This window comes from Massilia antarctica (assembly GCF_015689335.1).
Taxonomy (GTDB): domain Bacteria; phylum Pseudomonadota; class Gammaproteobacteria; order Burkholderiales; family Burkholderiaceae_D; genus Telluria_A; species Telluria_A antarctica.
Window position 1 is genome coordinate 1,058,898 of record NZ_CP065053.1, and the last position, 14,305, is coordinate 1,073,202.

At 59.7% G+C, this 14,305-nt stretch carries 10 protein-coding genes; 3 read left to right on the forward strand and 7 right to left on the reverse strand.

The features are described 5' to 3' along the window. Positions 1–5: 5 nt before the first annotated feature. The 5 genes from IV454_RS04785 to IV454_RS04805 form a co-directional block, all read right to left on the reverse strand. Positions 6–302: an AAA family ATPase gene (locus IV454_RS04785; RefSeq protein ID WP_206090539.1), complete on the reverse strand. Its 297-nt coding sequence runs from the start codon at positions 300–302 to the stop codon at positions 6–8. Positions 303–1,098: 796 nt separating this feature from the next. Next, on the reverse strand, positions 1,099–1,824 hold the full coding sequence (locus tag IV454_RS04790; protein ID WP_206090540.1) for an amidohydrolase family protein: 726 nt from the start codon (positions 1,822–1,824) through the stop codon (positions 1,099–1,101). Next, a complete protein-coding gene (locus IV454_RS04795; protein WP_206090541.1) occupies positions 1,821–2,648 on the reverse strand; it encodes a hypothetical protein in 828 nt (275 codons plus the stop codon). Before IV454_RS04795 ends, IV454_RS04790 begins: the two co-directional genes overlap by 4 nt. 480 nt (positions 2,649–3,128) lie before the next feature. Beyond that, the gene (locus IV454_RS04800) at positions 3,129–4,883 is read right to left on the reverse strand and encodes a hypothetical protein (RefSeq protein WP_206090542.1); all 1,755 of its coding nucleotides are present in this window, start codon (positions 4,881–4,883) and stop codon (positions 3,129–3,131) included. A 364-nt stretch (positions 4,884–5,247) separates the two neighbouring features. After that, complete coding sequence (locus IV454_RS04805; protein WP_206090543.1) at positions 5,248–7,059, reverse strand: S8 family peptidase; 1,812 nt, start codon at positions 7,057–7,059, stop codon at positions 5,248–5,250. A 591-nt stretch (positions 7,060–7,650) separates the two neighbouring features. On the opposite strand from IV454_RS04805, the gene IV454_RS04810 reads away from it, so the two are divergent. Together IV454_RS04810 and IV454_RS04815 are read left to right on the forward strand one after the other, a co-directional pair. Then, complete coding sequence (locus tag IV454_RS04810) at positions 7,651–9,705, forward strand: ATP-binding protein (RefSeq protein WP_206090544.1); 2,055 nt, start codon at positions 7,651–7,653, stop codon at positions 9,703–9,705. Beyond that, positions 9,702–10,388, forward strand: coding sequence for a response regulator (locus IV454_RS04815; protein ID WP_206090545.1), 687 nt, complete (start codon positions 9,702–9,704; stop codon positions 10,386–10,388). The genes IV454_RS04810 and IV454_RS04815 overlap by 4 nt, the downstream gene beginning before the upstream one ends. A 41-nt stretch (positions 10,389–10,429) precedes the next feature. Here IV454_RS04815 and IV454_RS04820 read toward each other — a convergent pair whose 3' ends face one another. Both IV454_RS04820 and IV454_RS04825 read right to left on the reverse strand, forming a co-directional pair. After that, positions 10,430–11,572 (reverse strand): diguanylate cyclase domain-containing protein, encoded by a 1,143-nt coding sequence (locus IV454_RS04820; RefSeq protein WP_206090546.1) that lies wholly within the window; start codon positions 11,570–11,572, stop codon positions 10,430–10,432. 85 nt (positions 11,573–11,657) lie between these two features. Beyond that, entirely contained in the window at positions 11,658–12,248 is a 591-nt protein-coding gene (locus tag IV454_RS04825) for a PEP-CTERM sorting domain-containing protein (protein ID WP_206090547.1), read from the reverse strand. 331 nt (positions 12,249–12,579) lie between these two features. Between IV454_RS04825 and IV454_RS04830 the strand changes: the two genes are divergently transcribed. Then, positions 12,580–14,214, forward strand: coding sequence for an ATP-binding domain-containing protein (locus IV454_RS04830; RefSeq protein ID WP_206090548.1), 1,635 nt, complete (start codon positions 12,580–12,582; stop codon positions 14,212–14,214). Positions 14,215–14,305 lie beyond the last annotated feature (91 nt).

The window sequence follows — 14,305 nt, forward strand, 5'->3', positions numbered from 1 at the left end:
AAAACTCAGCCGAATTCAGTCTCGGGATCAATCGATAACCAGATATCCATTTCAATTGTCGGTAGACTAATCGCGTTCATGCCTGAGTCTTGGCCGTATCGATCCAACTCACTTATACATGCAACGGTGAAATCATTTACGGTAAATTCGCCACCGCGATCAAAAAATAGACGAAAGGCAGCAACGGCAGATGTTTTTCCGCTGTTATTGGGACCGACGAAAACTGTGTGATCGTCCTCAAGGCTGAACTGAACATCTTCTAAACGCCGAAAATTGCGAAATAATATTTGCGACACCTTCATGGAAATTTCCTTTTAGTTCTAATTGACCGAGTTCGCACAATTCATATGCTCATGCGCCACTTCGAAAACACACCAGGCTTGCATTTTGGAAATTATCATTCTTTGTCAAAAATGACAACAAAGAAATTTCGCCAGGTGTCCCCCAAATCAATCCAAAACTCAAAGAAAATCACTTTTCTGACAATTCCACAGAAATCTGTCGTTGCAAATATTTGACAAAAAACAGTGTAATCAATGGCTTGCGCACTAACTGATAACCGTGTAAGTTTCCGCACATGCAAGCATGAAACTGGAACAAATCTATGAATCGAGCCGCAGAAGATGTATTGAAAGACTTCAGTTTTCGCGGAATTTCCGTGGCGGAATGGGGGAGGCGCTTTGCGATGTTCTGGGGAGTCAGCCAATCCCGTCATCACCGACCTTGAAAGCGGAGCCACTGGTTGGAAAGGATCGCAGGCCAGTTCTCACGCCGTTTCGAGTGTGACAAGGCATGGATAGATCCGCTATTGGAACAGGTTGGGATATTGCCCGTTACGCTCCTATTAGCCTCATGCTCCAACCCATAACTGCGAAATCTTCCAAAAATTTGGAGCCCGTGCATGACCCTGAACAACTCGCCCTTCGACCTTGTCGGTCTATCCGAAGCGAATCGTCCCATCCGATTACCATCGTGACGCCGGCACCGAAAAGCGCGACACCATCACAAGTTGAGCAGGACGCCAGTTAGTCGGATTCGAGCTGCCGGCTTTAACGGCATTTTTAATCGGCTCATCGCGGCCGGAAGACGCCGGGGTGATTACAGAAAATCGTTCAACAGTTTCACGCCGTTTGCGCATTTAATCTTCTCCATCTCGGCACCGGAGAATATTCTCTCTACTCTACCCAAGTCGTCACTGGCACGCTGTTCGCTGGCGCTCCAGCATGCATCGCTGCCGTACACGAGCTGCTCCACGTCGACCGTGTCCTTAATCAGCGTGAGCAGGTCCGTCGCGCTACCGATATTTGCACGTGCGGCGGTCTCGGACAGGCATGATGTATCGATAAAAATGTTTTTGTGACGGCGCGCCCAGTGGAGGACAGTCCGGAAATTTTCGCCGCCCAGATGTGATACCAGTAACTTCAGATCAGAAAATCGCTCCACAATCGCGGCGAGGTGGCGCTCAGCGTCGCGCTCATCGAAACGCCCAGTATCATGTCGGCTCAGATGCAGCACCATGGGCACCCCGGCCGCCGCGCTGACTCGGCATAGATCCATCAAGTGTCCAGTGTCATCCGCCGTGCTCAATTCAAGGTGCTTGTAAGCGACGGCCTGCCTGTGTTCGATCAGATCCAGCAGCCAGTGGGCCTGTTGCTTGCCGCGTCCGGAAAATAGGGCGCAGCGGTGGCCAAATTGGCGCGCGAAGGCGAGGCAGGCCGGGTTTTCCTCATTGCTGCGGCTGACCACGCAACCGCGCCAGGTCGATGCCGTTTCAGTGAACGCTAAGCGTTTGCGGCGAAGGTGGAAATGTCCGTCGTAAATCATGGCTCTTCTCCATTCCAAAAGATCAGCAGATCGTAGCCCATTTCGGCGTTGAACACTTGCTGCTGAACGTTTGCTGTCATCCTGATGGGGGTGCGGCATCCAGTCGAACTGCCATGCGTTGTCTTCAGTACTTCACCATACAGATAGGCGTGCACTTGGGCCGGGGCCTTGCCTTCAACAGCCCAGCTGATCTTTGCGGAATCGACCCGCGAACCGATGCTCAAGGCGTAGTGGCAAGTGTCGCATCTGAGTACTTCTGTGCTCAGCAAACACCCCTGCAAATATTCGTTGCGCGTCCCGTCAAGCTGTACGGTCCCGGAGATGTTGCTATCGTTGATCGTCAAATCGACGTGAGTGCCTTGCCCCGGACGCGTTTTGACGATTTTTTTCAGGTACGAGTCATCCTTCCAAGAGCCCTTGCAAGAGCGCTTGAATTTCAGCTCACCCACATTTTTCGTGAGCATATTGAACTTTCGTTCGACGTGTACTTTCAGTTCAACAAGCGCATCCGGGGATGCTTGCTCGAAATGCAGCTTGATTGTTGTCTGATCACTCTCCAGCCAGAAATCGTCGGCCGACAGTTCCGCATAGTCGGAAACAAACTCCCAGAAAACCACCGCAAATGCAGCAAGCAGTGCGCCCGCAGTGTACTTGAATACCTCGGAAAACAGCTTGGCCGGCCCGCCATCGACCACTGCCCCGGCAATGAGCAATGCAAGCGTCATCAAGGATAGTACGCCCAACCGATGGCTTTTGACGAAGATCGCGAGGCGGCGGAAACTCTCGCGTATCGACTCTTTCAAATCCGAAACTAGGACTCCCATTGAGCATCCTCGAGAAGTGACGGGCGTACTGGTATCGTACAGATCTACGTCGATTGATACAACTAAAATTGAAGGTGGCGACAGGGGAGGAACGTACTTTGATTTGCGTCAACCGGCCTATTAATCTGCACCGAAATTATAGGGTGAACGGGCTCGCAGTCGTGTCGTGCTGGCCGGCAGCCCAGTATCTCCATGAGTCACAAAACAAGAACTTGAGCGACCCGCCGATTGGCGAAAACGGGTTTGTCGGAGCAGCACGAAACGGCTTGAGGTTCTCAAGAAGCGGTCGCGCAAATCCCGATACCGTCGCAGCGATCCCGTATTCGCTGAATCTATGGCCAGAGCTGACGCGCTACAGCGACGGGCCTTCCCTTTCCCGGGACAGTGCAAGCGGATTTGTCGTCCAACGTTGGACGACTAGCAAGGTTATACATGTCGACACCGCCCCCGTCGATCAGCTGCAAGGCAGTTCAGCGTTGCTCAGGTGTAGGGACGTATGACCCGCAGCGTTGCGTGTCCCCTCATGCGGCTCCACAGCGATGCAGATGGCAATGCGAGATCAAAACCGTACCTGGCCTGCTCTCGGTCCTGCTTTTCGCGCGGCAGTCGTGCCAGAGCGCCACCGGCCGCCGTGTAAAAGTAGTCCAGAACCTGATTGGGGTCTTCGAGTTTCAGCACAGTGTGATGCCGATGCTCGGGCAGGGCGATGGCCAGGGCAGGCGGCCCGCCTGTCGACAAGCTGCGCTCCATTGCGCCCCTTTGCAGTAGTCTGCGGAACAGATTCCATTCGTAGATTGCGACACCATCGATCTGATAGGCGCTAAAAGACGGGAGCGTGTGGACGACGACGTAATGCGAGTTCGCGAGAATATGCTGGTCGCTCAGCTTGATGTCGCCCAATGCGCCCTTGATCTTTGCAAGCACGTCTTTTTCCGCGAGTCGCTGGCGCAAAACGACCAGTTGCTTCACGCCTTTCGTCAGCGGCCAATTCTCGTCACGCCAACAATTTAATTCATCGCCCAGATCAGCCGTACGGCTATTGCGCTTCCACTTCGCCTGGACGAAAAATATCTGCCGCCGCGCCACCTCGAAAATGATCAAGTCGCAGTCGTACATTTCGCCTTCGCCATTGTCGCTCCGCTTCAATCCCGGCCGCACCACATAATCGGCTGGAGAAACACGTCGCGCGAGGTATTCCGTCATTTCCTTTTCAAATTTGTCGCCGAGGTCACGGGCCTGTCCCTTGCTCAGGACGGCGGATTTACAGCAATGGACGGCGTGTCCGAGCCCCGTTTTCCCCAGGCTCAGGGAGCCGTAAGCGTCCACGTAAATACCGCGATCGGATGGAACAGCGCCGGCGCGGTCAGCGAGCACGCGGTTCAGCAGGTCACGATCAAGTTTAAGTCGATCACATAGCGTATCGCACGGTATGACGCCCGCTTCGTCGGCGAGTCGCACGATTTCAAGCAGCGCAAACCAACGGCACAGTTCGCGCGCGCCGCTGATCAGTTGCGACGAGTCGGCATCGCGTGACGTATACGCGCCGATAGAGAAGAAACAGTCCAGAAAGGCCTCTTCCAGCGTATCGAGCAGCTCGGGCTGCAACAGTGTCGGAATGCTGGCGGTGCGGGTCGGGTCGCCATGACGCAGACGGGCAATAACGTCACGCAGCACCAAGGTCAACGACAGTTGAGATTGCGACTCCATGGTCGTTGTGATCGTCCGGTTGTATAAGATTTCTCCACCGCGCGGCGTGAAGGAAAACGTCACCAGCTGGCGCGTTACCTGCGCTTCCAGTATCCCCATCAGCGTCAAGAAAGCCGCTTCGTGGAAGCTGAATGCACGCAAGGCAAGCCGGCTGCTGTCAGCGTCGAGCTTGGTCCGCTGGTTTGGCCGCTCGCTGCGCTGATGAAGGAAGTCGGCGTGATCGCGGACGAGTTCCTCCAGCAGTTCGACCTGTCGGGCGAGCACCTGTTCCGGAACCAGCGGAAGTTGGTCAGGTCCTGACCGCGCGACCTGCTGAAAGACGCGGTCAGCCTGGCGCACCTGCGACAGCAATATTCCACCTCGCCAGGTCGACATTGAATTCGCCAGCGCCCGATAAACCTGCGCGAGGTACGGCAGACGGTCAGCCACCAGCGCGCAACTTTCCTCGGTAAACGGCTTTCGACAAAAACTGGAAAGTGCCTGCCTTTCCGGCTTTTTCAACATGGCGGCATCGGGATAGATCAGCATGGGCAACAGAAAGCGACGGCATCAGGTCGGCCAATGATAGAGGAGTTCATGATTGTTGCAAGCTGTTGCTTTTGAGAGCAGTCCTATGATGTGCCTGGACCATCGGGATGGCCCGGGCGCCAGGGCCGACATCGTCATGAAGAAGTCTTCATCGGTTCGCCCAACTGGTCATGCCCGCTACCGTTTGTGAATGGCAAGGCAAGAACATCACAGCGATAAGCCGTGCAGTGTGCGCCGCCGCGTGCCATGCTGTTCATCCACCCCGCCCAAGGCGTCAAGACAGCGCGCACCCCCATCCCCACAGGTGCGCCGTGCCTGCGCCATACGACGCAAGCCCGGCTGCATCCCTGGGTCTTAGCCGCGCTTAGTGGCCAGCATAACAAGCAAGCTCAGCGCTGGTGTAGGTGCGGCTGCCGCCATCGTCGGTGCGCACATTGACCGAGAACTGCGTCCCCACCGGGAACTGACTAAGGCTATACGACCACAGCACCTGGCCGTTGGCGTCGGTCTTGCGGCTATAGCTGCCCATCAACCCGCCTTGGGCATTATAAAAAGTCAAGGCGGTGCCCATTTGTGCAAGCGGCGTACGCAAGGTGCTATCGCTATAGGCCGTCGTGCGGATCCACAAACCCGCCCTGGTCGTCAGACTGATACCGCATTGCGCCTGGAAGCTGGTGGCTTTGCCCCACGCCCAGTGCGATACGTCCAGCCTGCGCGAGCCGGCTACCTTGCCGTTCAGCGAGGGTTCCACCGCCGCGCTCGACAACAAGGCATTGCGCGTTTCCTGTACCGTGGCCGTCGGATGCAGCACGCGGTACAGCCCGATCGCGCCGGCGACGTGCGGCGATGCCATCGAGGTCCCGTTCTTCCACTGGTAAGCGCTGTCCGAACTGATCACAGTGGAATAGATGCCCGTTCCCGGCGCAGCGATGTCCACCGAGGTGACGCCGAAATTGGAGGTCGACGACAAGGTCCCGTCCTGCTTCAGATTGCCCACCGCGATGATGTTCTCCACATCCATGTTCGCCGGCCACATGAATTTGACGTCCGTGTTGGACCCGTTATTGCCGGCCGCCGCGGCCACCATGATATTGGCGTCGCGCGCAGCCTGGAAGTATTCGATACCGCTGTTGTTGGCGGTATCGGACATGCCTCCCAGCGACAGGTTCACCGCCACCACATTAATGCCGCGCCTGGTTTTCAGGTCCACCACATAGCTGAGCGCTTCCAGCACCGCGCTCGTGGGACAGCTGCCGCCGCTGCTGCATACTTTGACGGGAAGGATCTTGACCCCGCCATCGCCGCAAATGCCGGCCACACCCAGGCCGTTGTTGTGGCGCGCAGCGATCGTTCCAGCCACGTGGGTGCCGTGCGAGTGATCATCCTCCGTATTATTGGTATGGCTATAGAAATTCCAGCCCCGGAAGTCGTCGATGAATCCATTGCCATCGTTATCGATCCCATCGCCGGCTTTTTCGGCAGGGTTGGTAAAAATGTTGTCCTTCAAGTCTTCGTGTGTGCTGCGCACACCGGTATCGAGCACCGCCACGTACACGGGCTGGGTGGTCTTGCATGCATAGCCCTGCTGCCAGAGTTCGGCCGCGCCGGTGCCGAACGGATTGGCGGGGCTGGTGGCGGCGCTTTGCACGCCCCACAGGTTGGTAAATGCCGCATCGTTGGACGGCGCAACGTCTTGCAACTGCAGCATCCAGTCCGGCTGGACATCTTCCACCAGCGGGTTGCGGCGCAGCTGGGCAATCGCCGATGGCACGCTCCACAAACGGTTCAGATGAACCAGCTCGTAGCGATCCATGGCACGCGCGTGGGCGCGCGTCTGGGGACTCTCGCTGGCCAGGCTCAGATCCGTGACCTTGGCCAGGCCGCGATCCTGCCGCCCGCCGCGCAAGCGCTGATGGCTGGTCGGCGTAATGGCGCGCATTGCCTGCTCCTTGTCGGCTTCCGTCGCGTCACTGCGGAACTTGACGATGAGGCGCGTACTGTCGAAGCGCTGGCTTCCTTCCATGGCGCGCAGCTCGTCAATCGACAAGGCGCGAGCGGCCGGCACGGCGGATGCGATCTCGGCACCAGGGGCGACCTGCGCGGCCGACGCCAGGCTGGCGGCCACCGCGATCGCGGATGCGGTACAGGCAATGTAAAAACGGGGAAGCGGGTGCATATGGTCTCCTGCGCACATGGGCGCGTAGTTCTATCGTTTTTTATAGAATTTTTCTGATTGGTTCAGGCAAAGCCGCGTCAAGGTCGTTGGCGCGTGGATCTGGTTGGAATGCGGCAGGGTTCTCCGTTGCTTACGTGACCGTGCCGTCCGGCGCTGCCCACGTTGGAACCGACCATCGCGCCTCACTTCATCAGCAACTTGCCGCGCGAGTGGCGGCTGCTCGCAACGCGTTCATGACACGCTGTGTTCCCAGGTGCCAAAGTATGAAAGGAAAATGTGGATGAATTGTGGATTTGTCATCATCATTTCGTGATGACACACTTCTGTTATGCATCGCCGCAACACTCGTCATCGCGGCGCCCATGCTTCGGTGCCTGGCCTTGCGCGAACGGGAAAAAGACCGGAAGATGCCGCACAGTGCCTGCAAGCCTGCGTGCAATCAATAGTCGATCCTGTTCGATGCGGACTGGCGGTCAACGGTTCAACCTGTAGCGTCCTATGTTGCCCTCCCTCCAAGTAATACGACACCTGGTTCTGTTCGCCACATTCGTGCTGATGTGCTGTCGGGCCGAGGCCACCAACGCTGTAAGCTTGGACACCTTGCATCAGGCCGGCGACCTGTCTGGTGAAACACTTGGCCTGCGCTTCGTGCGCGACCCACGGCAAACCCTGACGATTGATGAAGTGAGGACACTACCGGACGAGCACTTTGCACCGGTGCGCCAGCGCGACGTGAATCAGCGCCTGCAAGGTGGCGACTACTGGCTCAAGACATCGGTCCACAACCCTTCCAGGGCCAGCATCACCTGGGTGCTGCGCCATCCCATGCCGATTACCGACTACGTTGAATACTGGATTTTTACGAATGGCGCGCTGGTGGCCCACGCCCGGGGAGGCGACCGCACCCTGGTCCCGGAGCGGCAAATTCCGTATCGCATCGCGAGCGTTCGCCACACTTCCGAAGCGGGACAACGATCGGAGGTAGTTATCCGTTTGCGCAACGCACAGGCGTCGCCCATGCATTTGACCTTTGCCCTGTCCGATGAAGCAGCATTTTTACGAAAAATGGCAAACGATCAGCTATCGATGGGCGTCTTTTACGGCATTCCCCTGGCCCTGGTCGTGTACGCGCTCTGCGGATGGCTCATCAACCGAAACCGTGGCAGCCTGGTGTACGCAGCCTATGTGCTCGCCGTCATGGGTTCCTGGCTGGGAATCAATGGACAATTGGCCGAGTACGTCTTTGTCGGCCGGCCCGACATCGCGAACTTCATGCTGGTGATTTTTTTCTTGCTAGCGACAATTGCCAACTGTCTGTTCGTGCGGGAATTCCTGCAGACCAAGCGCTTCATGCCCCGTTTCGACACCTATTTTTGCGGCGTCATCGCGCTTGCGGTCGTGGGGATCGTATTGCGCACCCTGGGCCTTCAGGTCGTGGTTGTCCAGGTAACGATCGCACTGGTATTGACCCATGGCATCGCCCCCGTGCTGGCAATCGTCGCTCTGCGCGGCCGGGCGGTCTTTGCGCGCTGGTATCTGGTAGCGCAACTGGTGTACAGCGCGGCCCTGATCGTCGGGATTGCCGGGGTCCGGTATGCGGAATTGAGTTATGACAATTACTTCTTCTACTGCCAGCTGGCGTTTATCGCTGAACTGGTGCTCCTCGGCGTGGCCCAGCAAGACAGGGTGCGCATTCTCCAACGCGAAAAATCGGCGTTCGAGCAGAAGTACAACACGGCGCTCCAGCTCAATAACGCCGAGCTGGCCCGGCAACTGGAACAACGCACTTGCCAACTGCGGGAAGCGCAACAGCGAACTGCCTTCATGGCCTCGGTGAAGACGACAACCGGCCGCATCGCCAACGGCGAATTCGGTGTGCGGCTCGCTCCCGGAGAGTCGCCCGAGTTGTCCGAGCTGGCCCATAATGTCAACGTGATGGCCGAATCGCTGTCGCGCCTTGAAGGGGCGCGCAAACGCTGGATTGCCGATATCAGCCATGAATTGCGGATGCCCCTGTTTTCCCTGCTATGCGAAACCGAGGCCTTATTGGACGGCGTAAGAACGATCAACAAGCGCGCCATCGCCTCCATCCATGAAGAAGTGATGCGGCTGTCCCGCCTGGTGTCGGACTTGCATGAAGTGGCGTTAAGCTATCTCCGCCCTCTGCCATGTACTTTTACGAGTTGGCAACTTGCGGACCTGTTGACGAAGAAAAAACACGAGTACCTGCGCCACGCGCAGGAAAAAGGTCTGCGTTTTACCCTGGATATGCCGCCCGGTTTCTTGCTTGTAGAATGGGATAAGGGGCGCGTCGAGCAGTTGTTGGATAACCTTGTTCAAAACAGCCTCAGTTACACCGATGCGCCGGGAGAACTTGCGCTTTCGATCCAGGCCGGGCCGGAGCGCGTATCCATCACCCTCCAGGACACCTTGCCCGGCATCGAGCCAGCCGATGCAAAGCATCTGTTCGAACCGCTTTACAGAGCCGATATCGCACGCAGCCGGCGCGCGGGTGGGAGCGGGCTGGGCCTGTCGATATGCCAGGCCATCGTCCATGCCCACCATGGGAGCATCTCTGCCGAGCCGTCGCCGATGGGCGGGCTGGCAATCCACATTGATCTGCCTCGTTCCATCGATAAAATATGAACCCCAGCGCGCACGAAATAGTCATTGTCGACGATGAGGCAAAGCCAGCCCAGGTCATCGCCGAGTACCTGCAACGGGAGGGTTTCCGCACCGCGCATCTCCTTGATGGCCTTGGTGCGGTGGCGTACGTCAGGCAACACGCACCCAGCGTCGTGATCCTGGACGTGATGCTGCCCGGGCTAGACGGGATCGAGGTCTGCCGGGCCGTGCGCCAGTTTTCGATGGTGCCCATCATCATGCTCACCGCGCGGGTCGGGGAAGCGGACCGCATCCAGGGCCTTGACATCGGTGCCGACGACTATCTGTGCAAGCCCGTGAGCCCGCGCGAAATCGTCGCCCGCGTGCGTGCCCAGCTGCGCCGGGCCAGCGGACCGGTGGCCCTGGCCCAGCACACCCATGGATTTGTGGTGGAGGAAGCGGCGCAACGCATCCGGTGGGAGGGAAAGGTGCTACCGCTTTCTCAAGTCGAGTACCGGCTGTTCAAGACCCTGCTGGCCCAACCCGGCAGAATTTTTGAACGGGAAGCCCTGCTCAATGCCAAGGATCTGCTTGGGCGTGCCGTCAACGATCGCTCCGTCGACAGCCATATCAAAAACATTCGCAAGAAAATCAAGCCCTACACCGGCGACACCGAAGTCATTTTCTCCGTCTACGGCGTCGGTTATCGTTTCGGCGATGGGTAAATCAAGCGCGCTGCCGGCCGCACCCACGCGCGGCCACCGCCTTACACCGCCACAGTCCGGTTGCGCCCGGTGTCCTTGGCCGCGTAGAGCGCGCGGTCGGCCCGTTCGATCATGTCGTCGATTGCTTCGCCATCGATGTAGCGGGTCAGGCCGGTCGAGAAGGCAATCCGCAGGGCGGGGACGTGGCTGCTGGCGGGGGTCAGCGCGAGTGCCGCGCGCAGCCGCTCGATCCCGCTGTTGGGGTCGCCCGGCGGCTTGGTTTCCGGCAGTAACAGCAAGAACTCCTCCCCTCCCCAGCGTGCGACCAGGTCGACGCTGCGCAGCTGGGTGCAGGCCTGGTTGGCGAAGGTAATCAGTGCCTCGTCACCGACACGGTGGCCATGGGTATCGTTGACGTTCTTAAAATGGTCGATATCGGCGAGCGCTACCGCAAAGCCGGGTCCACCGCGCGCGTGCCGGCTGATGTGCTCCCCCAGCAGGGCGATCATGTGGTGCCGGTTGGTCAGCCCGGTCAGTTCATCGTGGGTGGCGACAATCTGGATGCGCGCCAGCGCCCGGGCCAGTTCGTCCTTCTGGGTGCGCAGGCGCTTGCGCATCTTCGATACCAGCACCGACAGCATGGAAATGCCGGACAAGCAGGTTGCCATCATGGCGAAATTCATCAGCTCCAGCGGGCCTTGATAGACCTGCGGGTCGGTGTGCACGCGCCATGTCATGACCATGGCCATCACGCTCAAGGTATAAAACAGCACCACCCGCACCTGGCGCGTGCTCATGTCGAACATGCCGAACACGGTGACCATGGCCAGGAACACGATGGTGGCGGTGTGGATCGGGCCGCACACCGCATACGCGAACGCGACCACGGACTGCGCCACCAGCGCCTGCGGGAAAGCCAGGGTGGTCTGGCGGAAGCGCAGATTGAAGCCGCAGCGTATAAGAACGTAAAAGAAAGGGCTGGCCAATGCCAGCAAGACAGCGAGAACCCTGATCTGTTCAACCGGGAACACAGCGTACAGGACCCCGAAGGCCAGCAGCGCAAGACAGACCGTGTACATCGCCGCGGTCGCCAGTACCATCATGATCGCCCGCCGTTGCTTGCGGTCGTCGGTCAGGATCAGGCTTGCCAGGCGCTGCATCCAGCCCGGGGCTGCGCTAGCGTCGAGTTCATTTCCAGCTGCCATTGCTCGCTTCATCAGATATCCACCCGTTCGTGACGATCGTCACCCGGATCAATTATCTATGAACCGCCGCAGGCGAGCCGTTCGGTTAGAGAGCAATCATCGCGCTCGCATGGCGACCCGAGGCGGCGCCCTGCGACCAAGCGCGCGAGCGCCGCCGCGCAGCCAGCGCCAGCACGCCCAATCCCAGCGCCAGCGTGCCGTAGGTGGCAGGTTCGGGCACCGGCGTCATGTGGAACACGGTATTGCCGGTCCAGCGCAAGGTATACGATGCCGAGCCGCCCGGCCAGTAAGCATGCTCCTTCACCTCAACGCCGCTGATCGCATGGCCGCCGGCAACGCCCTCGCCCCACGGATCGGTGCTCGATGCCGTATGAAAATCGAGGGCGCCGCCCGGGGTATAGGAAAATTCAAACAGCCCGCACATGAACACTTCGGGGCCGCACCCGCCGACATATTGCTGGCTGTTGAGGACAAACGACGTGACCTCGCTGCGTTCCAGCACGCCGTCTCCGTTGAGGTCCTCGCTATCGAAATAGCCGTAAATGCTGGCATTGGGCCGGAATTGCCCGGATTCTTCGTGAAAAAAGCCGGTGTAGCTGAATTCACGGTAGGTCGACGCCGCCTGTGCGCCGCTCGCCAGCACCGCAGCGGCAAGGAGTAACGAGGGTTTGAGCATGATGGTTCTCCTGAAGAACCGACAGCTTAGCAAATTCATATCGCCAGACTGTCGTGCAAACGCCGCATCGCCGCCAACATAGCAGGCGGCCGGCGCGGCGGCGACGTCACAATCCTTGGCAACGTCGTGGGCAGGGCATGCGCGCCTGGCGTTCCGGCGCCCATTTCCCGGCGGCAAAGCCGCCATCCGCGTTGGCAATCTCAACCAGATACAGACACCCGGAACCGGAATTCGCCTCCGCTGCGGCAAGGCGCGCGCAAGCGTGCGGTTGCCACCCCTGCGCAGCCTTACAATATTGTTTTAACCACCACGGCGCGCCCGCCCCTATCCCATGGCCCACATTCGCCCAACCGGCTGGCAAGAGATGGCGGTCACCGGCACCGCCGTGCGCGAAATCGACACGCTCGGCTATCTCGAACGCCGGCTGGCCGATGCGCCCTACCGCATCTACCACGGCGTGCACTGGACCAACGTCGAGAATGGCTTTTCCGTGTTTGGCGAGATCGATTTCATCATCGTCGCGCCCAGCGGGCGCATGCTGCTGATCGAGCAGAAATCGGGCTTGCTGAACGAAACGGCCGATGGCCTGGTCAAGCATTACGAGGGCAAGCCGCGCAAGGTCGCCAACCACCTGATGCGCTCCATCAAGGGCCTCACGGAGCGCTTCGGCAGCGAGCTGTCGATCGATTACCTGCTGTACTGCCCCGACTACATCGTGCGCAACCCGCACCTGGCGGGCATCGACCCGCGCCACATCATCGACGCCACCAGCAAGGACCGCCTGGCGGACGTGATCCGCGACATCCTGCCCGTCACCGATGGCGCGCCCGGCGAGCGGTTCGAGAAGGTCACCCGCTTTCTCGGCAACATGCTCAGCCTGCGGCCCGATCCCAGCGCCATGATCGGCAACGCCGCCGCCATGGTCACGCGCCTGTCCGGCGGCCTGGCCACCTGGGCGCGGCGGCTGGAATTTGCCCCGTTCCGGCTGCGCGTGGTCGGCACCGCCGGCAGCGGCAAGACCCAGCTGGCCCTGGCCGAATACGCCGCCGCCATCGACGCCGGCCTGTCGCCCCTGTACGTGTGCTACAACCGGCCGCTGGCCGATCACATCGAGCGGCTGGTCCGCGCCGGCGGCCGGGTCGCCACCTTCCACATGCTCAGCGACGCCTTCCTGCGCGCCCAGGGCCACATTCCCAACTACGCCGCGCCCGGCGTGTGGGACGAGATCGAAGCGCGCATGGCCGGCGCCGAGCTGCCGGAGACGTGGAAATACGACGTGCTGATCGTCGACGAGGGACAGGATTTTTCCATCGCCTGGCGCGATATCCTGCTGCGCATGCTCAAGGCCGACGGCCGCGCCATCTGGCTGGAAGACCCCAACCAGAACCTGTACGGCCGCCCCGCGGTGCCGCTGCCGGGCTGGGTCAAGCTGCATTCCGATACCAACTTCCGCAGCCCGCGCCAGATTGTCGACATGCTGGCCTCGATCGGCGCGGTGCACCCGCCGGTGGAAGCGGGCAGCCCGTTCAAGGGGGCCGATATCGAGGAACTGATGTATCCCGAAGGCGATACCGAGGCGATGCTGGCGCAGACCCGGCGCGCGGTCACCCTGTGCCTGGGCGCCGGCTTCGCGCGCCACGATATCGCCATCGCCTCGTTCCGGGGACGCGAAAAATCGGCCATCCTGCGGCTCGACAAGCTCAGCGACGCCCACACCCTGAGATCGTTCACCGGCGAATACGACCTGTTCGGCAATCCCATCTACCGGGACGGCGGCTTGCTGGCCGAATCCGTGTACCGCTTCAAGGGCCAGTCGGCGCCGGCGGTGATTTTCACCGAGATCGATTTCGCCCGGATCGACGAACTGGTGCTGCGCAAGCTCTTCGTGGGCATGACCCGGGCCAGGCTCAAGCTCGTGCTGGTGCTCAGCGAACGGGCCGAACAGCAGTTGCTGGACCGGATGTGATTCCTGGCAGCCGCCATGTTGCCGGATGCGAAACGATCTGAAAACCTGCCGGCATGCCGCGTGCCCCCGGTGCCACGGCCAGGAATGCCTG

Bases quoted from the DNA above. Each gene is read 5' to 3' on its own strand.
- IV454_RS04825 (WP_206090547.1), bottom strand. From the start codon at position 12,248: ATGCTCAAACCCTCGTTACTCCTTGCCGCTGCGGTGCTGGCGAGCGGC.
- IV454_RS04795 (WP_206090541.1), bottom strand. From the start codon at position 2,648: ATGGGAGTCCTAGTTTCGGATTTGAAAGAGTCGATACGCGAGAGTTTC.
- IV454_RS04830 (WP_206090548.1), top strand. From the start codon at position 12,580: ATGGCCCACATTCGCCCAACCGGCTGGCAAGAGATGGCGGTCACCGGC.
- IV454_RS04805 (WP_206090543.1), bottom strand. From the start codon at position 7,059: ATGCACCCGCTTCCCCGTTTTTACATTGCCTGTACCGCATCCGCGATC.
- IV454_RS04800 (WP_206090542.1), bottom strand. From the start codon at position 4,883: ATGCTGATCTATCCCGATGCCGCCATGTTGAAAAAGCCGGAAAGGCAG.
- IV454_RS04815 (WP_206090545.1), top strand. From the start codon at position 9,702: ATGAACCCCAGCGCGCACGAAATAGTCATTGTCGACGATGAGGCAAAG.
- IV454_RS04785 (WP_206090539.1), bottom strand. From the start codon at position 302: ATGAAGGTGTCGCAAATATTATTTCGCAATTTTCGGCGTTTAGAAGAT.
- IV454_RS04820 (WP_206090546.1), bottom strand. From the start codon at position 11,572: ATGGCAGCTGGAAATGAACTCGACGCTAGCGCAGCCCCGGGCTGGATG.
- IV454_RS04790 (WP_206090540.1), bottom strand. From the start codon at position 1,824: ATGATTTACGACGGACATTTCCACCTTCGCCGCAAACGCTTAGCGTTC.